The 26865-nt window shown below is 50.4% G+C and carries 29 protein-coding genes; 28 read left to right on the top strand and 1 reads right to left on the bottom strand.

The features are described 5' to 3' along the window. The first annotated feature begins 140 nt into the window (after positions 1 to 140). From prfA to mreB, 27 genes are all read left to right on the top strand, one after another. Entirely contained in the window at positions 141 to 1199 is a 1059-nt protein-coding gene (gene prfA / locus B3M90_RS10680) for a peptide chain release factor 1 (RefSeq protein WP_056064179.1), read from the top strand. Continuing rightward, positions 1199 to 2047 carry a peptide chain release factor N(5)-glutamine methyltransferase gene (gene prmC, locus B3M90_RS10685; RefSeq protein ID WP_214852094.1) on the top strand — a complete coding sequence of 283 codons (849 nt, stop codon included), beginning with the start codon at positions 1199 to 1201 and terminating at the stop codon, positions 2045 to 2047. The genes prfA and prmC overlap by 1 nt, the downstream gene beginning before the upstream one ends. Then, the gene (locus B3M90_RS10690; protein WP_035410658.1) at positions 2044 to 3042 is read left to right on the top strand and encodes an L-threonylcarbamoyladenylate synthase; all 999 of its coding nucleotides are present in this window, start codon (positions 2044 to 2046) and stop codon (positions 3040 to 3042) included. The genes prmC and B3M90_RS10690 overlap by 4 nt, the downstream gene beginning before the upstream one ends. Positions 3043 to 3059: 17 nt before the next feature. After that, on the top strand, positions 3060 to 3575 hold the full coding sequence (locus tag B3M90_RS10695) for a low molecular weight protein arginine phosphatase (protein ID WP_023469513.1): 516 nt from the start codon (positions 3060 to 3062) through the stop codon (positions 3573 to 3575). A gap of 5 nt (positions 3576 to 3580) precedes the next feature. Next, entirely contained in the window at positions 3581 to 4021 is a 441-nt protein-coding gene (gene rpiB, locus B3M90_RS10700; protein WP_214728375.1) for a ribose 5-phosphate isomerase B, read from the top strand. Further along, positions 4021 to 4560, top strand: coding sequence for a TIGR01440 family protein (locus B3M90_RS10705; RefSeq protein WP_023469511.1), 540 nt, complete (start codon positions 4021 to 4023; stop codon positions 4558 to 4560). The genes rpiB and B3M90_RS10705 overlap by 1 nt, the downstream gene beginning before the upstream one ends. 111 nt (positions 4561 to 4671) lie before the next feature. Continuing rightward, entirely contained in the window at positions 4672 to 5931 is a 1260-nt protein-coding gene (gene glyA, locus B3M90_RS10710) for a serine hydroxymethyltransferase (protein ID WP_023469510.1), read from the top strand. Positions 5932 to 6008: 77 nt separating this feature from the next. After that, positions 6009 to 6677 (top strand): response regulator transcription factor, encoded by a 669-nt coding sequence (locus B3M90_RS10715; protein ID WP_035410642.1) that lies wholly within the window; start codon positions 6009 to 6011, stop codon positions 6675 to 6677. Next, complete coding sequence (locus B3M90_RS10720; RefSeq protein ID WP_290784040.1) at positions 6674 to 8029, top strand: HAMP domain-containing sensor histidine kinase; 1356 nt, start codon at positions 6674 to 6676, stop codon at positions 8027 to 8029. The genes B3M90_RS10715 and B3M90_RS10720 overlap by 4 nt, the downstream gene beginning before the upstream one ends. A gap of 75 nt (positions 8030 to 8104) precedes the next feature. Further along, complete coding sequence (locus B3M90_RS10725) at positions 8105 to 9133, top strand: ABC transporter permease (RefSeq protein ID WP_290784042.1); 1029 nt, start codon at positions 8105 to 8107, stop codon at positions 9131 to 9133. Beyond that, complete coding sequence (locus tag B3M90_RS10730; RefSeq protein ID WP_290784044.1) at positions 9130 to 9798, top strand: ABC transporter ATP-binding protein; 669 nt, start codon at positions 9130 to 9132, stop codon at positions 9796 to 9798. The genes B3M90_RS10725 and B3M90_RS10730 overlap by 4 nt, the downstream gene beginning before the upstream one ends. A gap of 153 nt (positions 9799 to 9951) precedes the next feature. After that, the gene (locus tag B3M90_RS10735; RefSeq protein WP_290784046.1) at positions 9952 to 10908 is read left to right on the top strand and encodes a hypothetical protein; all 957 of its coding nucleotides are present in this window, start codon (positions 9952 to 9954) and stop codon (positions 10906 to 10908) included. 72 nt (positions 10909 to 10980) lie between these two features. Beyond that, positions 10981 to 11610 carry a uracil phosphoribosyltransferase gene (upp, locus tag B3M90_RS10740; protein ID WP_023469504.1) on the top strand — a complete coding sequence of 210 codons (630 nt, stop codon included), beginning with the start codon at positions 10981 to 10983 and terminating at the stop codon, positions 11608 to 11610. A 126-nt stretch (positions 11611 to 11736) separates the two neighbouring features. Next, the gene (wecB, locus tag B3M90_RS10745) at positions 11737 to 12870 is read left to right on the top strand and encodes a non-hydrolyzing UDP-N-acetylglucosamine 2-epimerase (protein WP_290784048.1); all 1134 of its coding nucleotides are present in this window, start codon (positions 11737 to 11739) and stop codon (positions 12868 to 12870) included. Positions 12871 to 13635: 765 nt separating this feature from the next. Further along, positions 13636 to 13854, top strand: a complete 219-nt coding sequence (locus B3M90_RS10750; protein WP_023469502.1) for an AtpZ/AtpI family protein — start codon at positions 13636 to 13638, stop codon at positions 13852 to 13854. Continuing rightward, a complete protein-coding gene (locus B3M90_RS10755) occupies positions 13851 to 14237 on the top strand; it encodes an ATP synthase subunit I (protein ID WP_290752966.1) in 387 nt (128 codons plus the stop codon). The genes B3M90_RS10750 and B3M90_RS10755 overlap by 4 nt, the downstream gene beginning before the upstream one ends. An 8-nt stretch (positions 14238 to 14245) precedes the next feature. Then, positions 14246 to 14989: a F0F1 ATP synthase subunit A gene (atpB, locus tag B3M90_RS10760; RefSeq protein ID WP_290784050.1), complete on the top strand. Its 744-nt coding sequence runs from the start codon at positions 14246 to 14248 to the stop codon at positions 14987 to 14989. A gap of 76 nt (positions 14990 to 15065) precedes the next feature. After that, complete coding sequence (gene atpE, locus B3M90_RS10765) at positions 15066 to 15278, top strand: F0F1 ATP synthase subunit C (protein WP_023469499.1); 213 nt, start codon at positions 15066 to 15068, stop codon at positions 15276 to 15278. A gap of 127 nt (positions 15279 to 15405) precedes the next feature. Beyond that, the gene (gene atpF / locus B3M90_RS10770; RefSeq protein WP_290784052.1) at positions 15406 to 15945 is read left to right on the top strand and encodes a F0F1 ATP synthase subunit B; all 540 of its coding nucleotides are present in this window, start codon (positions 15406 to 15408) and stop codon (positions 15943 to 15945) included. Continuing rightward, positions 15945 to 16478, top strand: coding sequence for a F0F1 ATP synthase subunit delta (locus B3M90_RS10775; protein ID WP_023469497.1), 534 nt, complete (start codon positions 15945 to 15947; stop codon positions 16476 to 16478). Before atpF ends, B3M90_RS10775 begins: the two co-directional genes overlap by 1 nt. Before the next feature lie 19 nt (positions 16479 to 16497). Further along, on the top strand, positions 16498 to 18006 hold the full coding sequence (atpA, locus tag B3M90_RS10780; protein ID WP_035395863.1) for a F0F1 ATP synthase subunit alpha: 1509 nt from the start codon (positions 16498 to 16500) through the stop codon (positions 18004 to 18006). Between the two features lie 42 nt (positions 18007 to 18048). Continuing rightward, a complete protein-coding gene (gene atpG, locus B3M90_RS10785) occupies positions 18049 to 18900 on the top strand; it encodes an ATP synthase F1 subunit gamma (protein WP_058704130.1) in 852 nt (283 codons plus the stop codon). Positions 18901 to 18936: 36 nt separating this feature from the next. Next, positions 18937 to 20355, top strand: a complete 1419-nt coding sequence (gene atpD, locus B3M90_RS10790) for a F0F1 ATP synthase subunit beta (protein WP_058704129.1) — start codon at positions 18937 to 18939, stop codon at positions 20353 to 20355. Positions 20356 to 20381: 26 nt separating this feature from the next. Further along, complete coding sequence (locus tag B3M90_RS10795) at positions 20382 to 20795, top strand: F0F1 ATP synthase subunit epsilon (protein ID WP_023469493.1); 414 nt, start codon at positions 20382 to 20384, stop codon at positions 20793 to 20795. A 332-nt stretch (positions 20796 to 21127) separates the two neighbouring features. Continuing rightward, positions 21128 to 21346 carry a DUF1146 family protein gene (locus B3M90_RS10800; RefSeq protein ID WP_231925663.1) on the top strand — a complete coding sequence of 73 codons (219 nt, stop codon included), beginning with the start codon at positions 21128 to 21130 and terminating at the stop codon, positions 21344 to 21346. Positions 21347 to 21597: 251 nt separating this feature from the next. Then, positions 21598 to 22902 (top strand): UDP-N-acetylglucosamine 1-carboxyvinyltransferase, encoded by a 1305-nt coding sequence (gene murA, locus B3M90_RS10805; protein WP_214852114.1) that lies wholly within the window; start codon positions 21598 to 21600, stop codon positions 22900 to 22902. Between the two features lie 217 nt (positions 22903 to 23119). Then, positions 23120 to 24100: a rod shape-determining protein MreB gene (gene mreB / locus B3M90_RS10810; protein WP_035410615.1), complete on the top strand. Its 981-nt coding sequence runs from the start codon at positions 23120 to 23122 to the stop codon at positions 24098 to 24100. Between the two features lie 475 nt (positions 24101 to 24575). Here mreB and B3M90_RS10815 read toward each other — a convergent pair whose 3' ends face one another. Next, the gene (locus B3M90_RS10815; protein ID WP_290756423.1) at positions 24576 to 25445 is read right to left on the bottom strand and encodes a hypothetical protein; all 870 of its coding nucleotides are present in this window, start codon (positions 25443 to 25445) and stop codon (positions 24576 to 24578) included. Positions 25446 to 25625: 180 nt separating this feature from the next. Here B3M90_RS10815 and B3M90_RS10820 point away from each other — a divergent pair, with 180 nt between their 5' ends. Then, on the top strand, positions 25626 to 26825 hold the full coding sequence (locus B3M90_RS10820; protein WP_290784055.1) for a multidrug efflux MFS transporter: 1200 nt from the start codon (positions 25626 to 25628) through the stop codon (positions 26823 to 26825). Positions 26826 to 26865 lie beyond the last annotated feature (40 nt).

A 26865-nucleotide genomic window follows, 5' to 3' on the forward strand; every position in this document is an offset into this window, starting at 1 on the left:
GTGTACTAATTCAATTAATACACCAATTATAGGAATTCAAAACCTGTCTGTCAATGTCTCTTTTCAAGAAGACGATGACGCCATCGATCGCAATATTTGCTATACTGACGACAGAAGAATCGCAGGAAGGATGACCCGAGATGTTGGATCGATTGAGTGCCTTAGAGGACCGTTATGAAAAACTGAATGATATGTTGGCTGATCCAGCCATCATTAATGATACGAATCAATTGCGCGAGGTCTCAAAAGAGCAGTCGCAACTTGCACCGACCGTCGAGACCTATCGCGTCTATCGCGAGAAGATGGAAGCCTATCAAGAGGCACGCCAAATGTTGACGGATCCGGAGATGCGCGACCTTGCGAAGGAAGAAGTCGCGATGCTTGAGCCGGAGATCAAAGAGCTCGAAGCGAAACTGAAAGCCTTACTGCTACCGAAGGACCCGAATGACGACAAGAACGTCATCGTCGAGATTCGCGGCGCAGCGGGAGGAGACGAGGCAGCGTTATTTGCTGGTGATCTCTTTAAGATGTACTCGAAGTTCGCTGAGAAACAGAACTGGAAGATCGAAATCATCGACGCGAGCTATACGGAGCTTGGCGGTTATAAGGAAATTATCTTCATCGTTAAAGGAACAGGTGCCTACTCGAAACTGAAATATGAGAATGGGGCACACCGTGTCCAACGCGTTCCGTCAACGGAATCCGGTGGACGGATCCACACATCGACGGCAACCGTCGCCGTGTTGCCGGAAGCAGAAGACGTTGAAGTCGAAATCCACGATAAGGATGTCCGGGTTGATACGTTCACATCGAGTGGACCGGGCGGACAGTCCGTCAATACGACACAGTCGGCTGTCCGTGTGACGCACGTGCCGACCGGAATCGTCGCCAGCTGTCAGGATGAGAAATCGCAGATCAAGAACAAGGAAAAAGCGATGAAGGTCTTGCGCGCACGTGTCTACGATAAGATTCAACGCGAGCAGCAGGCGGAGTATGATGAAAAACGGAAGTCGGCTGTCGGTACAGGTGACCGTTCAGAACGGATCCGGACATATAATTTCGCACAAAACCGAGTGACGGACCACCGAATCGGTTTGACGATCCAGAAGCTCGACCGGATCCTCCAAGGAGAGATGGATGAGGTCATCGATACGCTCGTCATGGAGTATCAAGCACGGGCATCGGAGGCGGCAAACTGATGCGGATCGCAAAACGTCTAAATGAAGCAAAAACGATGATGGAACAAGCAGGACGCGAGGGTTCGAGTGCCGAATGGTTACTCATGCACGTCTTAGATGTCGACCGGACAGGACTTCTCGTTCGCTTGTCCGATGAATTGACGCCGGAGCAGGATTTACGATTCAGTGAATACTTGCTCGCCCATGTTCACGGCGTACCCGTGCAACATTTAATCGGCTATCAGCCGTTTTACGGACGGGACTTCAGCGTCACACCGGATGTCTTGATTCCACGACCGGAAACGGAAGAGCTGATCGTCTTCGTGACGGAGCGCCTCGAACGTGAGTCGTTCACCGCGGGACAGATCGTCGACATCGGAACTGGTAGTGGGGCGATCGGAATCACACTCGCGCTCGAACTCGAGCAACCGGTCACGACCGTCGATATTTCACCAGCCGCGATCGCGGTCGCGAAGCGAAATCAAGCGACGCTTGGTGGAGACGTGACGTTCCTCGAAGGAGATTTACTGGCACCACTCGCGGACGATTCCGTGCGGGTGCTCGTCTCGAACCCGCCTTATATCGAGGAAGAAGAATTACTCAGTGAGGTCGTATTCGACCATGAACCGCATCTCGCCCTGTTTGGTGGAAAAGACGGTCTCGTCTTTTACCGACGACTCGTCGAGGAGAGCGGACGGGTCCTACGCGACGATTTCCGACTGATTGCGTTTGAAATTGGACACAATCAAGGACCGGAAGTGCAAATGATGTTAAAAGAACGTTATCCAAATGCGGAAACGGGTATTTTAAAAGATATAAACGGTAAAGACCGTATCGTGTATGCGGAACGAAAGGATTGTACAGCGTGAAGACGGAAATGATTGACTTACAGACGATGGATGAAGCAGTTCGGTTATTGCAGGAAGGAGAGGTCGTGGCGATGCCGACCGAGACCGTCTATGGTCTCGCGGGGGACGCGACGAACGAAGCGGCTGTTCGGCGAATTTTCGCCGCGAAGGGTCGACCTTCCGACAATCCACTGATTGTCCATGTCGCATCCGTAGAACAGGCACATCAGTTCGTCACGCACATTCCAGATGTTGCAACACGTTTGATGGAGGCGTTTTGGCCAGGAGCCTTGACGATCATCCTCGAATCGAACGGCACCGCATCCACACTCGTCACAGCAGGACTAGATACGATCGGATTACGGATGCCAGATCATCCGCTCGCGCTTCAATTGATTGAAGCGACAGGGCTGGGTCTCGCAGCACCGAGTGCCAACCGTTCCGGAAAACCTTCACCGACGTCATCTGCGCACGTCGCACATGACCTCTCGGGACGCATCGCTGCGATCGTCGATGGAGGGGAGACGGGCATCGGGGTCGAATCGACTGTCATCGATTGTACGATGACGCCACCGGCGATTTTACGACCGGGCGGCGTGACACGCGAACAAGTCGAGGCAATCATCGGTCCTGTCACACTCGATCCTGCCTTATCGATGAAAGATGTTACACCGAAGGCACCCGGAATGAAATATACCCATTATGCGCCGGAAGCAACACTGTCCGTAGTCGAAGGGGATCTTTCATTCTTACAGCAACTCATCGATGATGCACGACAAACCGGACACAAGACGGGCGTTCTCCTGTTCGACGGGGAGGATGTCGACGCAGATGTTCGCTGCTCCCTTGGTAATTCGATGGAGACAGCGGCACAACGTCTTTACGATTGTTTACGGCGATTTGATCAGACGACGGTGGATCAGATTTTTGTACGAGACCTATCAGAAGAAGGGGTGGGGCTTGCGGTCCGCAACCGCCTCCATAAAGCAGCAGGTGGTCGGGTCATTCGCCCTTGAAGAAGGAGGATACGGAGATGAGCACACGTCGCGTTTTATTCATCTGTACAGGAAATACATGCCGTAGCCCGATGGCGATGGCGTTACTACGCTCGAAAGTCGCTGATCAGGAATTTGACGTCCGTTCAGCAGGACTACGTTCGATGCAAGGATTCGATGCGTCAGAGAACGCACTGCAAGTGTTACGCGAACGCGGCATCGAACTCGAGCACTATACGCAAGTCTTCGATGATGTACTCGGACGCTGGTCTGACATCATCTTGACGATGACGCGTCAGCACAAGCAGGAAGTCGGTGAACGGTACCCGGAACTGAAGGAACGGACGTTCACTCTATATGAATACGTGACAGGGCTTGAACGGGACATCAACGATCCGTACGGCGGATCGATGAACGTCTATCGCCAAGTACGCAATGAACTCGAACCCCTCGTCAATCGTCTTGTGTTAAAATTGACGCAGAACGGAAACGGAAGAAAAGCTCCGGATACACGGAAACTTCCGAAAAAACAACCTAAACAAACGGGGGAATAGTAAAGATGAAAGTAGCAATCGGCGCGGATCATGGCGGTTTTAAGTTAAAGGCAGAAATCAACGATCTCTTACAAGAGCTCGGCATCGACTATACGGACTTCGGTACGCATTCGTCCGACTCGATCGATTATCCGGATGTCGCGATTCCGGTCGCGGAGGCCGTAGCGAACGGAGAATTTGACCGTGGCATCTTGATTTGTGGCACAGGCATTGGGATCGGTATCGCAGCGAACAAGGTCAAGGGCATCCGAGCAGCGCTCGTCCATGATACGTTCAGCGCGAAAGCGACGCGGCAGCACAACGACTCGAACATCTTGACGATGGGCGAACGCGTCATCGGTCCAGGACTGGCTCGTGAGATCGCGCAGCTTTGGCTTGAGACGGAATTCGAAGGCGGCCGTCATGAGAACCGCGTTTGTAAAATCTCGGATTATGAGGTGAAGTAATGGATTTGACACGCATCCAGCACGATTTAGAAGAAGCGCTGAACGCTCTGGATGAACGATTTTCCTTAAAAGGAAAATTGCTCGTGATCGGCTGTTCGACGAGTGAAGTCATCGGTAAACAAATCGGCAAGGCAGGTTCACCGGAAGTGGCGGACGCCTTGTTCGATGTCTTCGATGCCTTTCGCCGATCGCATCAAGTCGATCTCGCCTTCCAAGGCTGTGAGCATATCAACCGAGCGCTGACACTTGAGCGGCAAACGGCCGAACGTCTCGGGCTTGATCCGGTGACGGTCGTTCCCGTTCCAGAAGCGGGTGGATCGATGGCGAGTGCTGCGTACCAGCGCTTCTCGGCACCTGTCGTCGTCGAAGCGATTCAGGCTGATGCCGGAATCGATATCGGTGATACATTCATCGGGATGCACTTGAAAGCTGTCGCGATTCCAGTGCGCTTGCCGCATAAGGAAATTGGTGAGGCACATGTGACGGCAGCCGTGACACGACCGAAATTAATCGGTGGAGCACGTGCTAAATACGAATGATTGATGCAAGGGGTTGCGCACCCCTTGCTTTTTTGATGTTGTTTTTAGGGATGCCGGGAACGAAACATTCGTGTTAAGATAGGTCTATCGAAATGAAATGGGGGAATTCAGATGGAACAAACACCGCTTACGTATCTGAAACAACAAGATGAGGCACTCTTTTCGGCAATGCGCCAGGAACTAGGTCGTCAACGCGATAACATCGAATTGATCGCATCCGAGAACTTCGTCTCGCAAGCTGTCATGGAAGCACAAGGCAGCGTCTTGACGAACAAGTACGCAGAAGGTTATCCAGGTCGTCGTTATTATGGTGGCTGTGAGTATGTCGATCTCGCTGAGAACTTAGCACGCGACCGCGCGAAGGAAATCTTCGGGGCGGAGCATGCGAACGTGCAACCACACTCGGGTGCACAAGCGAACATGGCGGTCTACTTCACGATTCTCGAACAGGGCGATACGGTCCTCGGGATGAATCTGTCACACGGTGGCCATCTGACGCACGGTAGCCCCGTCAATTTCTCCGGTGTCCAGTACAACTTCGTGGAATACGGTGTCGATCAAGAGACAGAGATGATTGATTACGACGTCGTCGCACAATTAGCTGAAGAGCACAAACCAAAATTGATCGTAGCGGGCGCATCGGCGTATCCGCGCGTCATCGACTTCAAACGTTTCCGTGAAATCGCAGACAGCGTCGGTGCTTACTTGATGGTCGACATGGCGCACATCGCTGGACTCGTCGCAGCAGGTCAACATCCGAACCCAGTCGAGCATGCACACTTCGTCACGACGACGACGCATAAGACGTTGCGTGGTCCACGTGGTGGGATGATCCTCTGTAAAGAAGAGCATGCGAAAGCGATCGATAAAGCCATCTTCCCAGGGATCCAAGGTGGTCCACTCATGCACGTCATCGCCGCGAAAGCTGTCGCGTTCGGTGAAGCCCTTGCACCAGAGTTCAAGGACTACATCGGTCAAGTCGTCACGAATGCCAAAGTCCTCGGTGAGGAATTGACGAATCGTGGACTCCGGATCGTTTCAGGCGGAACAGACAATCACTTGCTCCTCGTTGACTTGCAACCACTCGGTATCACAGGTAAACTCGCCGAGCATGCGCTTGACGAAGCTGGCATTACGGTCAACAAGAACACGATTCCGTTCGACCCAGCGAGCCCGTTCGTCACGAGCGGTATCCGGATCGGAACGGCAGCGATGACATCTCGCGGATTCAAGGAAGCTGAGATGAAAGAAATCGCCGAGTTGATCGAACTCGTCTTGAACCACCCGGAAGAAGCAGACGTTCTCGCACAAGCACGTGAGCGTGTCGTTGCGTTGACAGGTCGTTTCCCACTCTACCCAGAGCGCGGATGACTGTCATCCCCTTCATCCTTTTCATTTTGAGAAGGGGGAAGGGGATTTTTTTGTTTGTCTAAAAAAGGAGGCGTACGATGTATATTCTAGTCGCAGAAGATGATCCCCATATCCAAGCCCTTGTCGTGTCAACGTTACAAGCCGACGGGCATTCCATCCGAGCGACAGCAGACGGAAACGAAGCGCTTGCTTGGATCGAGAAGATGACGTTCGAAGCAGCCGTACTTGATGTCCTGCTCCCCGGACAGACCGGTCTCGTCTTATGCGAGCGATTACGGCAACATGGGGACATCCCGATCTTGATGCTGACGGCACTCGGGGAGCTGACAGATAAACGGGACGGTTTCGCAGCAGGTGCCGATGATTACATCACAAAACCGTTTGATCCGGAAGAATTAGTATTTCGCCTCCACGCTGTGGCTCGGCGCTATCAAAAAGCGGCGCAACCTGTTTTGCATCTTGGAGATGTCACGATCGATAAACGTAGTCAGCTCGTGACGATTCAGTCGACCGAGTGGACACTCCCGCGACGTGAATTCGAATTGTTGCATCAGTTGGCGAGTTTCCCGGGACGGGTCTTCAGCCGCGAGGAATTGATCGAACACGTCTGGGGACTCGATTTCATGGGGGATGACCGGACGATTGATGTTCACATTAAACGCCTCCGTGGACGCTTAAAGGAAACGAATCAGGTGAAGATTGAGACGGTCCGCGGACTCGGATACCGGTTGGAGGTCGACGCATGAGATCCCTCTATACGAAAATCGTCGGACTCGTCTGCGTTGTCTTACTCGTGTCGGCACTACTGGCGCTCCTGATTAGTAATATTGCCTATTATTCCTTTTGGCAGGACAGCTACAGCCAAAAAGTCGAGGAAGCGGTCGAGACAGCGATCGATTATTATGAAACGCACGGGGACGGCAAGACGGAGTCGTTTTACCGGATGTTACAAGCGACCGGCTTTCAACTGTATGTGCGCACGGACGACGCAATCGAGCGTTACGGAAACCCGTTTCGTGATGAAGCGCTCTCGAATCGGGTCGTCGAGCAAGTGAAGAGTGGTCAACCGTATTACGGAATGCGTGAATATCCGTTCCATCTCTTCTTGCTCGGTCTGTTCGATAACGAAGTCATCAATACGTACGGCACGTCGGTCAAGACGGCGCAAGGCACGGACGCGATCTTCGTCCGACCGGACTTGAGTCGTCAGATCCGTGAGTTGCATCTGTTCGTCGGTCTGTTCCTTGGACTGCTTGTCGTGATCAGTTTCCTTTTGCTTGTCTTTTCAATCCGCTATCTCGTTCGTCCGATCCGGCGCCTGACAAAAGCGACGGAACAGATGGCAGACGGTGACTACGGAATCCGCGTCGGAACGAAGGCACGCGATGAAATTGGTGAGCTGTCCCGGCGGTTTGACGAAATGGCAACGGCAGTCGAAGCGTCTGATACGGAACGGCGCCGATTCGTTGCGAACGTCTCGCATGAATTCCAGTCGCCGCTGACGACGATTGCTGGTTACGCGGGACAACTCGATGTGACGGGAGAAGACGTCAGGAAACGGACGGTCATCCGTCAAGAGGCGGAGCGAATGTCGGAGCTGACCCGTCAACTGTTGATCTTAGCGAAGCTCGATGAAGGACGACGCTTCAAACGACAAGCACTTAATCTGCGGACGACTCTTGAGACGACACTCACGACACTTGCCTTCCAGCTGGATGAGCAAGGGATTGCGGTTGCACTCGACGTCTCGACAGCACTACAGATTCAAGCAGATGCCAGTGCGTTGGAACATGTCTTCCAAAATGTCATCCGAAACGCTGTCTCGGTCTCAAAAGATGGAGCGACGATCCAGATTCAAGCGCAGGAACAAGCGGATCAGATCATCGTCCGAATCAAGGATGAAGGACCAGGTATGACTGATGAACAGAAGAAACATGCCTTTGAACGCTTTTATCAAGGCGATGCATCCCGGACGACGCGCGGAACGGGTCTTGGTCTAGCGATTGTCAAAGAGACGATGCGTCAACTCGGTGGGGATGCGAGTTTGTCGTCCGCTTCATCGGGTTTAACCGTAATGTTAACTTTTTTACGCGCGTGACACCTGCGTTCATGTTCCGTTCATATTGTGGCTGTATCATCAATCCTGTAGCGAACATACAGGAGGGATCACACAATGAAACTAGGATGGAAAGAACTCGTCCGGATGAAAGGGCGATTCAGTTGGATGACGATTGTGACGATGTTGATCGTCTTATTGATCTTGATGATCACCGGTCTTGCAGATGGACTAGCTTATGACAATGGGGCAGCCGTCCGTAATCTGCCGGTCGAACAGTTTGCGCTAAGTAAAGATGCAGAAGGGCAGCTGACCCGTTCATTCTTACAGGCGGATGAGACACCAAAGGGCGCGGAAGCACTCGGTGTCCAGAACATGGTGCTTGAGAAGAAGAATAAAACGAAGGACGACGTGACGGTCTTTGCGTTACCACAGACTACGAAATATGGTCCAAAACAATTACGATCGTTGCAAAAAGGGGAGGTACTTGTTGATGCTGCGTATGCGGAGCAACGCGGAACGCGCGTCGGCGATACGATCACGGATTTTCGAACGAAGGAGACGTTCCAGATTGCCGGTACAGTGACGGACGGTCGTTATAGTCATGCACCCGTTCTCTGGATGACGGATGAATCGTGGCAAGCGTGGCAATCGAAAATGGGCACGTCATACGTATCAGCGTACATCGGTCAGTCGTTGCAAACGGATCAAGCGCTCTTTTCGAAACAAGCGGTGGTCGAGAACGTTCCGGGTTATGCGGCAGAACAAAACTCCTTTCAGATGATGCGGGTCGCGCTCGTCGTCATCGGAGCATTGATCCTGACAGCCTTCTTCTATATTTTAACGATGCAGAAGATGAAACAGCTTGGTGTCTTAAAGGCAATCGGTATCCGGACACGGACGATGGGTGCGAGTCTGCTCGTTCAAGTCGTCATACTGACGAGTCTTGCCTTTGGTGTCAGCGTCGCCATCACCTATCTGACGAGTCGTTTCCTGCCGCCGGATCTTCCCTTCCGATTTGAATGGTCGACGAGTCTGATGTACGGCGGCATTCTACTCGCAACGGCGATCCTCGGTGCGCTTGTTCCGCTACGGATGGTCAAGAAACTTGAGGCGGCAGATGCGATGGGAGGAATGAACGGATGATTCGATTAGAACAGATTGAACAAAGTTATGGTGAGATGACGGTGCTGCATGACATTAACTTACAGGCAGAAGCGGGTGAGTTGATTGCTCTCGTCGGACCGAGCGGTAGTGGGAAAAGTACACTGCTCCAGTTGCTTGGATTGTTACAGACCCCAACGAATGGTGCCGTCTACTTTGATCATACGTGCGTCAGTGAAGCAGCGGACGAAGAACGTCGTCGTTTGCGTCTCGAGGAAGTCGGGTTCATCTTTCAAGAATCGCATCTCGTACCGTTTTTGACAGCAGGAGAGCAACTCGAGCTAGTTGCAAAAGAAGCGGGGCGAACCGTTGACGTGACATCGGCTCTCGCCGTGTTCGGACTCGAGCACCGGAAAGACCATTTGCCGCACGCCTTATCAGGTGGCGAACGACAACGTGTCGCGATTGCCCGGGCTTTCGTTAATGAACCACGACTTGTACTTGCGGATGAACCGACGGCAAGTCTCGATTACCCAAATGGACGCCGAGTGATGGAGTTGTTACAACAACAAGCGCATGGTGCGAACAAGACCGTCATCGTCATCACCCATGACGAACGGATGCTAGATGTCTGTGACCGGATTTGGCGAATCGAAGACGGACGGATTACGGAAGCGACAGCATCCCGGTCCTATTCTCATAGTTGAACGAGTTTCCCTTTTGTTTTCGTGCCTCAGTGCATGTGAAACAAAAGGTTTTTTTGCTGATTCATCACGAAGATAGGGGAAACGGACCATTTGCGGAAGCGTTATCTTTGTTATACTTAACCGTAGTAAAAAAAGATAAGGGTGGAAATAAATGTGAATTTAACAACCTTGATTCAAAGCGAATTACAAGCCATTCAGACCGAACGACTAACGGAATGGTTTACACATAAAAGCCACGAACGCCGGGAATATCAACGGATGCTCGAAGATTTCAAAGCAATCGTCATCATGCAACAGGCAGGATTTTATGAGCAAGCGGATGCTCGTTTCGAGCAGTGGAAGACATTACCGATGCCGGCGGAGGTCTATCGGTATCGTTTGGCGATTGCTGCAAAATCAGGCGGAAAACGTCTTGCTCAAAAGCGATTCGCATCCTTTCCCGTCACGGTCCAGAATCATCCGCAATTGAAAGACTGGAAGCGACTCGGAAAACTGAATCCATGGTGGATTGGTGGAGCCGTTGCTGTCGTCTCTCTCGTTCTCGTCTGGACACAGTTGGATAGCGAACCCGCAACACCAGTCACAACGAAACAGACAGAGGTCGAGCAACAACTCGCAGCGCTACAAACAGAAGTCGAACAGTTAAAAGAAAAAAACGAACAATTGGCAAGGGAGCAAGAGAGGGCGAAAGCGATCAAGCCAGAGAAGAAGGAAACAAAAACGGAAACACAGGAGCCGAAAGTGTCTGCGAAAGAAGCGCTCGAGCAAGGGGTCGCTGCCGTTCAGGCGAAGGACTACAAACGAGCAGACAGTGTCTTGAACGGATCCGTCTTGACGAACAAAGAGACAGCAGGCATGGCACGCTTTTATAAGTTGATTGCGGCCGGAAAGTTGAAGAACACGACACAAGCGGATTACATCGCCTATCGGGAAGATTTTCCGAAGTCCGGTTACATAAGTGATGTCCTCTGGATGCAAGCCGTTTATGAACAAAAATATAAAAAAGGCGACTATCGAGCGACCTTACAAGAACTCGCGAAACAACCGGAAAATGAATGGTCTTATGCGGCAAAAGCGATTCTATCGGGTAAGAGTACGCTCGGGAACTGACGAAAAAACAGTTCCCAAGCAGTACGCTTATAGAGTACAATGCGAAAAGAGAATGGAGAGGAGATGCAAACAATGAGTAAAGTACATGTATTTGATCACCCATTGATTCAGCACAAGATGACGATCATGCGTAAAGTCGAAACAGGAACGAAACAATTCCGGGAACTTGTCGACGAGGTGGCTTCATTGATGGCATATGAAATCACACGTGACCTTCCACTCACAGATGTCGCGATCGAGACACCGGTCACGAAGACGACGCAGAAGATGATCGAAGGCAAGAAACTCGGGATCGTCCCGATTCTCCGCGCCGGTCTCGGTATGGTCGACGGCATGCTCCGCATGATGCCGAACGTCAAAGTCGGTCACATCGGTTTGTACCGTGATCCGGAGACACTCGAGCCAACGGAATACTACCTCAAGCTCCCAACAGACGTCGCAGAACGTGATTTCGTCGTCGTTGACCCGATGCTTGCGACAGGTGGTTCGGCGGCAGACGCCATCTCCTCCTTAAAGAAACAAGGGGCGAAGAGCATCAAGCTCGCATGTCTCTGTGCAGCACCTGAAGGCGTTAAACGCGTTCAAGAAGAACACCCAGACGTCGACATCTATCTCGCGGCACTCGACGAGAAGTTGAACGACCACGGATACATCGTCCCAGGACTCGGTGATGCAGGAGACCGTCTCTTCGGAACGAAGTAAAAAAACAGCAAGATATACGAAAAGACCGCAGACGATGATCTGCGGTCTTTTCGTTGCTATTTCGTAAACTGCGCAAGATTGCTGAAATATGCTTTAATGAAAAAAGGAAAAAAGGAGGAAGTCACCATGCCGATTACAGTCATGCCGATTTTCGGGACACGACCGGAAGCCATCAAGATGGCACCGCTCGTCAACGCCCTAAAGCAACACCCTGCTTTTGATGTTCATGTTACGATCACTGCCCAGCACCGGGAGATGCTTGATCAAGTGCTCGATCTGTTTGAGATCGAACCGGATCATGATTTAAATATCATGAAACAACGTCAAACACTCGTCGACATCACGACGCGTGGTCTTGAAGGACTTGATGCCATCATGAAGGACATCAAACCGGATCTCGTCCTCGTCCATGGGGATACGACGACGACGTTCGTCGGAAGCCTAGCTGCCTATTACAATCAGATCGCGGTCGGTCACGTCGAGGCGGGACTGCGGACCTATAATAAGTACTCTCCGTTCCCGGAAGAGGTCAATCGTCAGTTGACGTCGACGCTCGCGGACTTACATTTCGCTCCGACAGCGCAAGCGGCAGCGAATCTCGCATCCGAAAATCGTCACGCCGGTGTTTACATCACAGGAAACACGGCGATCGATGCTCTGCAAACGACCGTCCAATCGGATTACGTCCATCCGATGCTCGAGACGGTCGGGGACCGGAAGTTGATCTTGATGACAGCGCACCGCCGTGAGAACCAAGGCGAGAAGATGCACCAAATGTTCCGGGCGATTCGTCGCCTCGTCGATGCGTTCCCGGAGACACACGTCGTCTATCCGGTCCACCTCAATCCAGTCGTTCAAGAAGCGGCGAAGACGGTTTTTAAAGGGCATGATCGGATTTCGTTGATCGCCCCACTCGACGTCTTCGATTTCCATAACTTTGCGAGCCGTGCCCATTTGATCTTAACTGACTCGGGTGGCGTACAAGAAGAAGCACCATCACTCGGTGTTCCTGTTCTTGTCTTACGCGATACGACGGAACGTCCGGAAGGGATTACTGCCGGAACGTTGAAGCTTGCCGGAACGGAAGAAGAGACGATCTATCAGATGGCAACAGAACTCTTGACGAACAAAACACTTTATCAAGAGATGGCGCATGCCTCGAACCCGTACGGAGATGGTCATGCCTCAGAACGCATCGTCCAAGCGATCTTGCATCACTTCGGTCAAGGGGAAGCTCCGACACCGTTACTCACGCAATGAAGTAGGACAGCATGCGTCATCACCCGACTCCTACAGGAGAAAGCGCGACAAGTCGCGCTGTCAGAGACGAACAAGACCCGAATTCACGGACCACAAGGAACGTGAATCCTGGCTTGTGTCTCGCCTGAGGAAAGCGGGTGAAGGAAGCGTGGAAAATTCAAAGCAAGATAAAATACTAGTATATGTAGCTTCTTACACGAAGGAGCTATATTATTTTTGTCATTTCCGCTAAAATCAGCCCATTTGTTTAGAAAATGTAAAACCAGATGACCTTGAAACTGGAAAGGAAACGATGACGATTCAAGCTGTGACGTACCGCACGATTGAAAAAATGGAAATCGCTGAAATGTATTGTTACAAACAGATGTCAGAGCTGTTTTTATGTCCTGATTAGGAAGCGTTTTCAATTGTGAACAAAAAATGTTTTTTCACAAAATCGACACAAATCAATTTTAGAGGTCTTGTTTCGGTTTAACGGGCACGATATAACGTTACTGTTCAACGGTTTTGTTCACCATATGAACAATCTCTTTAACCGTTGATAGCACTACATATTTTCTTCACATCTTCGTGAAATGACTTGCATGTAAGACATCTGTGAAAACCTTATCAATCGTTGATATGTATAGGTTTTTCGGCTCTGTTTTTATTGTGAATTCATTTGACTATGAAAGCTGCTTCATTGTATTCTTGACTAGTATGAAAATCCGCAAATTGTGGGAAAGAAAAAGAACTCTCAATTGGGAAAAAAGGGGGTCGTCTCTAGTGCGCCAAAGTGGGCTCGCGAAGAGTATGGTCATGGCCTCGCAAATTTCGACGGCACTGGCTGCACCGATCGTCATTGGCTTTTTGGTTGGGAACTATGGGGAACAACAACAATGGTGGGAAAAAATGGGTGCGACGTTCGCCGTGTTCATCGGGATTTTCATCGGCATTCTTTGCATGATCGCCATGATCAGGCACTTGTTAGGGGAGAAGACATGAACATCATCCTTCAAGATGCGTTGTATCGTGCGTACTTACGATGGTTTGGACTCTTTTACGGGATCCTGGCTGTCCTGCTGCTCATCGGACGCCCGAGTGAACCGGTCATTTATGGACTGGCGCTTGGTGGAACTGGCAGCTTTCTGATCTTGACGCTTCAACGACTCAGCGTCGATCGGATGTATCGTGTAATCGAGACGGGGCGTAAGCCGATGTCTCGTGGGACCGTTTCACGCATGGCGGTCGCGGTACTTTGTGTGATGATCGGTTTGAAATATCAAACTGAATTGTCATTAACTGCGGTGGTAATAGGCCTTCTCGCCGGCCACGTCATACAATTTTGTGAGTTCTTGACTCACGAACTCAAGCGGGAAAAGAGGTGAATAGTCAAATGAACCACGAAATGCCACTTTACGAAATCCCACTCTGGGGTGACTTCGTTCTGTACGGTAGCTGGACGAACTTGATCACAGTATTGATTGCTGCTGCTCTCGTCTTCTTGATTGCCGTGGCCGGTACGCGACGTCTTGTGATGAAGCCAACCGGTGCTCAAAACGTGATGGAGATGTTCCTCGAATTCGTTCGCGGTATCATCAGCAGCACGATGGACTGGAAAACAGGGGGTCGCTTCCTTACGTTCGGAATGACATTATTCCTGTTCATCCTTGTATCCAACATCATGGGTCTTCCATTCAACGTCGTGACGGGACACTACATTTGGTTCAACTCACCAACTGCAGATCCTTACGTGACACTGGCACTTTCATCTATGGTAGTGGTCATGAGCCATTACTACGGTGTGAAGATGCGAGGCTTCGGCTCTTATGCGAAAACATTCATGACGCCGATGTTTATCATTACCATCATCGAGGAGTTTGCAAACACGTTGACACTCGGTCTTCGTCTTTACGGAAACATCTTCGCTGGTGAAATCATGATCGGAATCATTCTTTCGATCGGTATCGTCTCTGGTACGAACGATTTCCAATTCGCCGGACCACTAGGCGCGATCATCTCGGGTATCCCGATGTTGATCTGGCAAGGATTCTCACTCTTCATCGGTGGTATCCAAGCGTACATCTTCCTTATCCTGACGATGGTTTACATCGGACATAAGGCAGCGCACGACCATTAATTCGAAGGTAAAGCATCCGCTTTTCCGATAACAGCACGACCAAATCAATGAACACACTCTAGGGAGGCAATTTATCATGAATCTTATTGCAACAGCGATCATCATCGGACTCGGCGCACTCGGCGCAGGTATCGGTAACGGTCTTATCGTAAACGGTACAGTATTAGGTCAAGCACGTCAGCCAGAACTCAAAAACGAACTTCGTCAAACAATGTTCATCGGTATCGGTCTCGTCGAGGCACTTCCAATCATCGGTGTAGCGGTCGGTTTCCTTCTTCTCAACTCTTAATCCACGATTAACGAGAACGGACTACATAGGGCGCTATTCGTTCAACGTTTGAGTGAACCGTCACGGGAGCTTAGGCTCCCTTATGTAGATATTGAAGTTGAACCAACCACGAGGGGAGTGTAATCGAATGAATCTAGCGTATCTTGCTGCTGAAAAAACAGAGACTGCAAACACGCATGAACTCTTGATCGGCAATATGATCGTCACGATCGTCGTTTTCCTCTTGCTCCTCATCCTCTTGAAGAAATTCGCATGGGGCCCGCTCGTCAACATGATGAAAGCGCGGGAAGAGCATGTGGCTAGCGAGATCAACTCGGCTGAAAAGAGCCGTAAAGACGCTGAAGTCTACGTAGAACAACAACGCGAAGAATTAAACAAGGCGCGTACGGAAGCACGCGACCTTTTAGAAGCATCACGCCGTCAGGCAGAAGCAGAGCAAGCACGTGCGATGGAGCAGGCACGTCTTGAATCCGAAATGAGTAAGGAAGAAGCTCGCCGTGCGATCGAACGTGAACGCGCTGAAGCACAAGTTGCTTTGAAGAACGATGTCGCTCTTCAAGCAATCGCTGCAGCACGCCACGTCATGAAAACACAGCTTGCGACGGACGAAGCCGCTCAAAAGGCACTCGTCGATCAATTCCTTGCTGATACTAAGGGCACGAACTAATGCGTGATCACGTAGCGGGACGCTACGCAAAAGCGCTCTTCGATCTTGCGCTTGAGCACCATGTGCTCGAGCAAGCAGAAGCTGATGTGCGGACGCTCGGCGAAGTGCTCCACGCAACACCAGAGCTCGCTTCGGTTTTAGATAACCCATCGATTTCTGCTGAAGAGCTCAAGCAAGTTCTTCAAACAAGCTTCACTGGCTTCAACTCGATCGTCTTGAACACGTTGCTCGTCATGGTCGAAAACGACCGGGCAGCAGAAATCGTCACGTTACCGGAACACTTCATTGCATTGTTGAATGAACACCGCAATGTCGCGACGGCAATCGTCACGAGTGCATACAAATTGTCAGACGAGGAACTCACGAAAGTGAAAGAGACGTTTGGCCAAAAATCAGGTAAAACGCTTGAAGTCGAGAACGTCGTCGACACGAGTGTCATCGGAGGACTTCGCGTTCAAATCGGTTACACGACATATGACGGTACGATCGAAACTAAACTAACGCGCCTTGAGCGTGAGCTGTTAAAAGCGTAAGAAAATAGGGGTGAAACGCATGAGCATTAGAGCTGAAGAAATCAGCGCCCTGCTTAAAGCGCGTATCGCGCAGTACGGTTCTACGATGGAAGTGAACGAGACAGGTACGGTCATCCAAATCGGTGATGGTATCGCTCGTGCACACGGACTCGACAACGTCATGTCGGGAGAGCTCGTAGAATTCGCTAACGGCACAATGGGCTTGGCGCAAAACTTAGAAGAAGGCAACGTCGGTATCATCATCCTCGGTGACTACCTTGAAATCAAAGAAGGCGACTCTGTTCGCCGTACGGGCCGCATCATGGAAGTACCAACTGGAGACGCACTCCTCGGACGTGTCGTCAACCCACTCGGTATGCCAATCGATGGTCTTGGTCCAATCGAAACAGAACACTACAACCCGATCGAGCGTAAGGCGTCTGGCGTCATGGCGCGTAAATCGGTACACGAACCACTTCAGACAGGAATCAAGGCGATCGATGCCCTCGTTCCAATCGGTCGTGGACAGCGTGAGTTGATCATCGGTGACCGTCAGACGGGTAAGACGTCGATCGCGATCGATACGATCATCAATCAAAAAGAAGAAAACATGATCTGTATCTACGTCGCAATCGGACAAAAAGAATCAACAGTCCGTGGCGTCGTCGAGACGCTCCGTAAAAACGGTGCCCTCGATTACACGATCGTCGTTTCGGCAGCGGCTTCACAGCCGGCTCCACTTCTTTACCTCGCACCATTCGCAGGTGTCGCGATGGGTGAACACTTCATGGACCAAGGCAAACACGTTCTTGTCATCTATGATGATCTTTCAAAACAAGCAGCTGCTTATCGTGAGCTTTCACTTCTCTTGAAACGCCCACCAGGCCGCGAAGCTTACCCAGGGGATGTCTTCTACCTCCACTCACGCCTTCTTGAGCGTGCGGCGAAGTTGAACGACGAGCTTGGCGCAGGTAGCTTGACTGCCCTTCCGTTCATCGAGACGCAAGCGTCGGATATCTCAGCTTATATCCCGACGAACGTTATCTCGATCACGGATGGTCAAATCTTCCTTCAATCGGATCTCTTCTTCTCAGGTGTCCGTCCCGCGATCAACCCGGGTCTCTCGGTATCGCGTGTAGGTGGTTCGGCTCAAGTAAAAGCGATGAAGAAGGTAGCGGGTACGCTCCGTCTTGACCTCGCATCTTACCGTGAGCTTGAAGCATTCGCTCAGTTCGGATCTGACCTTGATAAAGCGACTCAGTCGAAGCTTAACCGTGGTGAGCGGACAGTTGAAGTCTTGAAACAAGACTTGAACCAACCCCTTACTGTCGATAAGCAAGTCATCATCATCTATGCCTTGACTCGTGGTCACCTTGATGATGTTGCTGTAACGGATATTCGTCGTTTTGAAAAGGAACTCAACCTCTGGCTCGATCAAAACCGCAAACAACTTTGCGATGAGATCCGTAAGACAGGTAACCTTCCAGCAGACGAAGAGCTCGTAGCAGCAATCTCAGAATTTAAGAAAACGTTCCAAGCGACGGTCTAATCCGGCGGAACGCTCTTGATACTAACAAGGTGGTGAATCGAAATGGCATCGTTGCGCGAGATACAAACGCGGATCAACTCGACGAAAAGTACGAAACAGATCACGAAAGCGATGAACATGGTTTCGGCGTCGAAACTGAACCGCGCTCAAGCACATAGCGCGAAGTTCCAACCTTACATGCTGAAAATGCAAGAGGTACTCGGAACCATTGCGAATGGCACGACAGGTGCGAGCCATCCGATGCTCGAGAAACGTCCCGTCAAAAAGACAGGATATATCGTCATCACATCGGATCGCGGCTTAGCTGGTGCATATAACGCCAACGTGCTGCGTGAAGTCTACCGGGAAATCAAAGAAAAGCATACTACGGACAGTTACGTTCTCTTCGTGGTCGGTAAAGTCGGTGTCCAGTTCTTCCGTTCGCGCGGAATCACGGTCACGGATGCGATCACAGGCTTGAACGATTCTCCTTCGTATGTCGACGTCGCTGAGATCGTGAAGCGCACAGTGAGTGCGTTCACGATCGGCGAAATCGACGAGCTCAAGCTGTGCTACAACCACTTCTTATCTGTCATCAGCCAGGAAGTGAAAGTCGAAACCCTTCTCCCACTCGGAGAAATCGAAGCTTCATCTTCGACGACTTATGAGTACGAGCCAAGCGAGGAACAAATCCTTGCAGAACTCCTCCCGCGTTATGCGGAGAGCTTGATCTTCGGTGCGCTTCTTGACGCGAAAGTAGCAGAACATGCGTCACGTATGACAGCAATGCAAAGTGCGACAGATAACGCAGATGACTTGATCGGTCGATTGACTCTCGTCTACAACCGAGCTCGACAAGCTGCGATCACGCAAGAAATCACAGAGATCGTCAGTGGGGCTGCTGCGCAGCAGTAATCCCGACTGGCGTAACGATAGGTAGGAGGAAACACGATGAACGAACTCGGTTTAAAAGGCCGCGTCGTCGCGGTCATGGGACCTGTCATCGACGTTAAGTTCGAAGGACACTTACCGAACATCTACAACGCGCTCCGTATTCAATATACGCCGCAAACTGTAGAAGAAGTGGCTATCGACTTGACGCTTGAGGTCGCCCTGCACCTTGGTGACGACGTCGTCCGTACCATTGCGATGGACTCTACGGATGGAGTACGCCGTGGAATGGAAGTACTCGATACGAATGCTCCAATCTCGGTACCCGTTGGAGAAGCGACACTTGGTCGCGTCTTCAACGTACTCGGTAACCCAATTGATGAAAAAGAAATCGCTGCTGACGTGGAACGTCTTCCAATCCACAAAAAAGCACCGACTTTCGATAACCTTTCAACGAAAGTTGAAATCCTCGAGACTGGAATTAAAGTCGTCGACTTGCTCGCTCCTTACATCAAGGGTGGTAAGATCGGTCTCTTCGGTGGTGCCGGTGTAGGTAAGACCGTCCTCATCCAGGAATTGATCAACAACATCGCCCAAGAGCACAGCGGTATCTCGGTATTCGCAGGTGTTGGTGAGCGGACGCGTGAAGGAAATGACTTGTTCCACGAGATGACGGATTCAGGCGTTATCAAACAAACAGCGATGGTCTTCGGTCAGATGAACGAACCACCGGGTGCACGTCTTCGTGTTGCCTTGACTGGTTTGACGATGGCGGAATACTTCCGTGATGAGCAAGGACAAGACGTTCTTCTCTTCGTTGATAACATCTTCCGTTACACACAAGCGGGTTCTGAGGTATCGGCCCTTCTCGGTCGTATGCCATCTGCCGTTGGTTACCAACCGACACTCGCAACAGAGATGGGTATGCTCCAAGAGCGAATCACATCAACAAACAAAGGTTCGGTTACATCGATCCAAGCGGTTTATGTACCAGCCGATGACTATACTGACCCGGCTCCTGCAACGACGTTTGCTCACTTAGATGCAACGACGAACCTTGAGCGCCGTCTCTCTGAGATGGGGATCTATCCTGCCGTGGATCCACTTGCTTCGACATCACGTGCCCTTTCACCGGAAATCGTCGGCGAAGAGCACTACAGTGTCGCTCGTCAAGTTCAGGAAACACTTCAGCGTTATAAAGAACTTCAAGATATCATCGCGATCCTCGGTATGGACGAGTTGTCAGAAGACGACAAATTGACTGTACACCGTGCGCGTCGTATCCAGTTCTTCTTGTCGCAGAACTTCCACGTAGCTGAGCAGTTCACAGGACAAAAAGGATCGTACGTCCCAGTTAAGGATACGATCCGCGGCTTCAAAGAAATCCTCGAAGGTAAACACGATGACTTAACGGAAGAAGCATTCCGTCTCGTCGGTCCGATCGAAGATGCGATTGAAAAAGCGAAGGCGCTTGTCTAAGTGACAAAGCATAAGGGGGACTTGAGATGAACACACTTCATGTCAATATCGTCACCCCGGATGGCGAAGTGTATGATGGCGATATCCGTATGGTCGTTGCGAAGACGATTTCTGGTGAGATCGGGGTTCTCCCGCACCACGTCCCACTCGTGACACCACTCGATATCAGCATCTTGAAGTTGCGCCACGAAGATGGCGGACGCACGTTGATCGCTATCAGCGGTGGCTTTATGGAAGTGCGCCAGGATACTGTAACGGTTCTTGCGGAAACTGCGGAGCAAGCAGACAAGGTCGATTACGACCGGGCTGCAGCTGCGAAGGTTCGCGCAGAACGTCGTCTCCAGGACACGAAACTATCAGAACTCGAATTCAAACGCGCTGAACTTTCACTGAAACGAGCAGTTAACCGTCTCAGCTTGAAAGACTACGGTCGCGATTGATTCGACCAAAGACCCGAATTCCTTTGCGGAATCGGGTCTTTTTTTGTACGATACGCCAATGATTTTTCTAAAAGCAAACGTTTTCGCAAGAGGGAGGACGATACAGGTTTAAAACACCGTAAAAATGTAAAAGTACATTATATGCCTCGTCTTCACAATTTCTTCAACATTTTTTCTTTAGAAGACTAAATTTATCTTCAATAAATATATTTTATACGCTAAAATTAATTCAGCGTGTTCTTTTTTGTTTGCGCAATCATTCATTTTATGAAATCATAGTAAAGTTGGAGAAACTATGAAAAAGAGGTGCAACGAAAGTGACATCTATTGGTGTGAGTGCGTTAGTTAGTATGCTGGTCTACATCGTAGCGATTCTACTCGCTTGGTGGTCCTTATTACCAGTCAAATGGGAGAAAATCCTGCAACATCCTAAAGGACCGCATGCGGTAGCCCTGCGAACGATTCTAGCCATTGCACTTGGATCGATCGTCGCTCGCTTTTTATTGGATTATGCCGGTTTTGCACAGCGTCTTCAGTTTTTAATTGGGTGAACTTGTAACTGCATTGTAAACCCTGAAATGGTAATTTGTTTTAACATGGAACAGGACACTGCTCTTTCAATGAAGGAACACAGTCATTTAGCAATCATCTAACACTATAATCGAAACGTCGTATTGGCTTTGGAGTAAGAGATCAACTATAGGGAAGTTTCTTTTCTAACATTCGTTGAATTCCAACTATGATCCTCACCAATCACGAATTGAACATACTAGAACAGAAACGAAGCAGAGGAGTAGGGAGAATGGAAAAAATCGTTGTCCGTGGCGGACGTAAATTAGCTGGAACAGTCAAAGTAGAAGGTGCAAAGAACGCGGTCTTAAAAACACTCGTCGCGACATTGCTTGCATCAGAGGGCCAATCGGTTCTTCAAAACGTACCACGTCTAGCAGACGTCTATACAATCAATAACGTCTTACGCAACTTGAATGCGGAAGTCGAGTTCGACGCTGAAGCAAACACGGTGACAGTCAATGCCGAACCGAATCTTAAAGATGAAGCGCCACTCGAATACGTCCGTAAGATGCGGGCTTCGATCCTCGTCATGGGTCCATTACTTGCACGTCTCGGTCGCGCACGTGTCGCGATGCCAGGTGGCTGTGCGATTGGTTCACGTCCAATCGATCTTCACCTAAAAGGCTTCGAAGCGATGGGCGCGAAGACGATCATCGGAAACGGATTCGTCGAAGCACATGTCGACGGTCGTCTCAAAGGTGCGAAAATTTACCTCGACTTCCCATCAGTCGGTGCGACAGAAAACATCATGATGGCTGCGACACTCGCAGAAGGAACGACAATCATTGAAAACGTCGCAAAAGAACCAGAAATCGTTGATCTTGCGAACTTCTTGAACGCAATGGGCGCAAAAGTCCGCGGTGCAGGTACAGAAACGATCCGCATCGAAGGCGTCGAGAAATTACATGGTGCGACACACTACGTCATTCCGGACCGGATCGAAGCAGGTACGTTCATGATCGCAGCAGCAATCACAGAAGGTGACGTCGAAGTCATCGGTGCAGAGCGTGAACACCTTCGTCCACTCATCTCGAAGATGGAAGAGATGGGCGTTAAGATCACGGATACAGAAGAAGGTCTCCGTGTCGTCGGTCCAGAAAAACTCGAAGCAGTCGACGTCAAGACGATGCCACACCCAGGCTTCCCGACAGACGTTCAGGCACAAATGATGGCACTTGTTCTCAAGGCAGGCGGCACATCGGTCATCACGGAAACAGTCTTCGAGAACCGCTTCATGCACGTCGAAGAATTCCGTCGCATGAACGCGGATATCAAAATCGAAGGTCGTTCATCGATCATCAATGGCGGCGTGCAATTACAAGGCGCAGAAGTGCTTTCAACAGACCTTCGCTCAGGTGCGGCACTCGTCACAGCAGGATTGATTGCTGAAGGCGAAACGCGCGTTGGCGCACTTCACCACATCGACCGTGGATACGTCGACTTCCACTTGAAGTTACAAGCACTTGGTGCAGACGTAGAACGTGTGACAGAAGAAGCGGCAGTCGTTGAAGAAACAGCTGCAACAAAACTTTAAGCACTCATTCAAGAGCATTCTCTCGTTTCCGGGAGGATGCTTTTTTTGTCGTCTTTTCAAAAAGATGACAATGAAATCAGAAAAGCCGAAAAAGAAAGTCGTTTCACGATGGGGCATATGCTAGAATTGAAAGGTATGTATACATAAATGGGTTAGACGTCCAAACGACGTTCTATATTTTGGAAGAATAGCCAGTGGGTAAAGGAGAGCACACGAGATGTTTTCAAGAGATATCGGAATCGACTTAGGGACGGCGAATGTCGTCATTCATGTAAAAGGTAGAGGTATTGTCCTCGATGAGCCATCGGTCGTCGCGATCGATAAGGCGACAGGCAAGATTCACGCGGTAGGGACAGAAGCACACTTGATGGTGGGCCGGACACCGGGAAACATCGTGGCCATTCGACCGCTTCAAGACGGCGTCATTGCTGATTTCGAAATGACAGAAGCGATGCTACGCCATTTCATCGATAAGATTGAGGTCCGTAAGATGTTCGGTGGAGTCCGCATGTTGATTTGTACACCAGCAAGCATCACGACGGTCGAAGCAAAAGCGATTCGCCAAGCTGGTGAAAAATCAGGTGCGAAGACGGTCTTCCTTGAAGTCGAGCCGAAGGTCGCAGCAGTTGGTGCCGGTATGGACATTTGGATGCCAGCAGGGCACATGGTCATTGATATCGGTGGTGGAACGACGGATGTTGCCGTCCTTTCAATGGGTGATATCGTTTGCGGTGAAACGATCAAAGTCGCAGGCGACCGGTTTGATCACGACATCATCCGCTCGATCAAGGATACGCATAAGTTGATCATCGGGGAGCGAACAGCGCAAGCCGTCAAGACGACGGTCGCGACGGTCTCAGAAGACGGACGTCGTGAACAGATGGATATTCGCGGACGTAATCTCGTGACGGGTTTACCGCATAACATCACGGTGACATCAGAAGAGATGCATGAGGCACTCGCAGAGGCAGCGATGGAGATCGTCGAAGCAACGAAGCGCGTGCTCGAGAAGACACCACCAGAGCTTGCAGCGGACATCATCGATCGTGGCATCATCCTGACGGGTGGGGGCGCACTTCTTGACGGAATCGACCAGTTGCTTGCAAAAGAACTCGGTCTACCGGTTCTGATCGCAGAAGATCCGATGTTATGTGTCGCACGCGGTACAGGGATCATGCTCGACAATCTTGGGAAGTAAGAGCGTGTCAGCGTAAAGGATATGATTTTTCGTAAAAATTCATTCCTATAACGACCGTCTTGTCCTTCTCGCTTTCCACAGGCGGGAGGTAAGCCGCGACAGCGCGCATTTCATGCGAGTTGTCGGGTCTTACCTATCCCTGACGAAAGTGCTGCTTGCACTTTCTTTTCCTGCAGGAGTCGAGAATAGACAAGTTCGTTCGATACGAATCAAACCAATAGGGAGTCCGGTTTCCAAAGTACGTATCGGAAACTGGACTCCCCTTGTTTTAAACATAATGCTTAGTCCATAATGTCATGGTACTAAATGATTATGTGCCTCCTTGTGCTTCATCCGACTCCTACAGGAAAAAGCGCAAATTTTTGCGCTGTCAGAGACAAACAAGACCTGGGTTCACTGTTATACGAACAGTGAACCCAGGTCTTGTGTCTCGCCTGGGGAAAGCGGATGAAAAGTAAAGGGGCATAAAGATGACTTACTGCGTACTACGCATGAAAGCCTGGTACGCTTCAAAATCATGATAGACGATGGCACTTGGTGGCAACGAACTTGCCATCGTCTGATTAACGAGCTGATTCAGCTGCGTCCGTGTTTTGCCGTAGAACGTAATGTCTGGTGTTTCCGGAAGCTCCGTGAATTCGATCGCATACGATAAACGATATCCGTTACTCGCCGCATACAGTGCATCCGACATCGTGATGGCGCCAAGTCCGTTACCACCACCATAAACGGTCCGGTAACTCATCAACGTGACTTCGTCAGCGAGGTCCATCGCCCACTCGCTAAGGGAACGCCCGCTTGCATCCTGTATGGTATGGAACCAGAACGGGAGGAACAGTTGCAGCGGTAATCCTTCAGCAGATGATTTCTCACGGAAGGCGAGTAAGATCCGTTCATAAGAGGCGATGACTCCTGGCTGGTCCGTCTCCCATTCCGGTAAGGCGTACGGTTCGAGATCGACACTGATACCGTCCGGATGACTGATCGTCTCCTGCTGATAGGTCGAGATCCAGGCTAGCGGATCCTCGACGTTCGGTCGAGCTGTCGTTCCTTCGTTTGTAATCCAGCGTGGCTGTCCGAACAGAAAGTAGACTTCGATTCCGACAGCATGCGCTTTTTCAACGAACGTTCGGTAGAGAGTACGGTCACCCTCGACAGCGACATGCAGATAGACACGTTTCATCTGTCTGTTTGCCAGCTGATTGATCTTCGTTGAAATGGATTTGGCCTCTGGGATGGACCAGATGACCGTGTGACGAGTGACGGAAACGGCAGCTGAACTCTTGAGTGGTAGTCCGAATTGAAGCAACGACAGGCAGACTACGCCAATCAAAAAGCGTTTCATTTCAATTTCACTCCTTCGTGTGGATTACCTTACTATCGGTCGTTACGCATTGACTTATATGCATCAAAGGTCCTGTTCTACACTTTGACAGTTCAAATCCTAGACATTTCATAATGTGAAGTGTATATTAAAAGTTGTTGTTTTGAAATGAATTGTCAAATAAAAGGAAGTGATGCCACAATGCCATTGTGGAAAAGAAATTTAGTAGTCGTCTGGTTCGGTAGTTTTTTAACTTCCGCCGCCCTTAGTCTCGTTTTACCGTTTTTGCCCTTATTCATTGAAGAGCTCGGTGTCGACCGCCGACAAGATATTACGACGTGGTCCGGGATTGCCTTTGGTGCCACCTTCCTCATCGCTGCGATCGTCTCACCGATTTGGGGACGTCTTGCCGATCGAAAAGGGCGTAAGCTCATGCTACTCCGAGCAAGTCTTGGTATGTCGATCGTCATGTTCTTGATCAGTTTCGTTCAAGACGTGTATCAACTCGTATTCTTACGTCTTGTCATGGGAGCCGTATCCGGATTCATCTCAGCCGGGATTACAATGGTTGCTTCCCAAACCCCAAAAGAGAAAAGTGGCTGGGCGCTCGGCACCCTGTCGACCGGTGGGATTGCCGGTGGATTGCTAGGACCTCTTATTGGAGGATTCCTCGCCGACGTTGTTGGGCTTCGACCCGTTTTTCTCTTTACGAGCGTTCCGCTCTTCATTACCTTCCTCGTGACCTACTTCTTCGTCAAAGAAGAATTCGTCCCACTGGAAGTCAAAAAGATGGCGTCTGGGAAAGAAATCATCCAGTCACTTCGCCATCCGGAACTCATTTTAAGCCTTTTCTTGACGACGTTCCTGATTCAGTTCGCGGCACAATCGATTAGTCCAATTCTGTCGCTGTATGTCCGGGAACTCAGTCCAGGTACCGAACGACTCGCCTTGTTATCTGGGATTGTTGCCTCGGCACCAGGGATTGCGGCACTGATCGCTGCACAACGGCTGGGTCGTCTATCTGATAAGATTGGCGCTGAGCGTGTCTTATTCTTTGCATTACTCGTCTTTGCAGCTTTCTTGATTCCGCAAGCATTCGTCACGGATACAAGTCAATTGATCGTCTTACGGATGGGAATCGGTTTTGCGACAGCAGCACTGCTGCCATCTGTTCAAACCTTGTTACGGAAGAATACGCCAGCGCATGCATCGGGACGGATCTTTGGATACAACCAGTCTGCGCAGTTCATGGGGAACTTCATGGGACCACTCGCAGGTGGACAGATTGCCGGTCACTTTGGTTTTGAAGCGCTGTTCCTCTTTACTGGCTTGATCGTCATCACGAATGCGGTGCTAGAACGATCACAAACGGCTGTCTTAAAGAAAAATCCGAATAACTAATGAGAAGCTTCCATTTCCTAGACTGTGTTTGGGGAACGGA

Origin of the sequence: Exiguobacterium sp. UBA6309, assembly GCF_002439205.1 — a bacterium.
Taxonomy (GTDB): Bacteria; Bacillota; Bacilli; order Exiguobacteriales; family Exiguobacteriaceae; genus Exiguobacterium_A.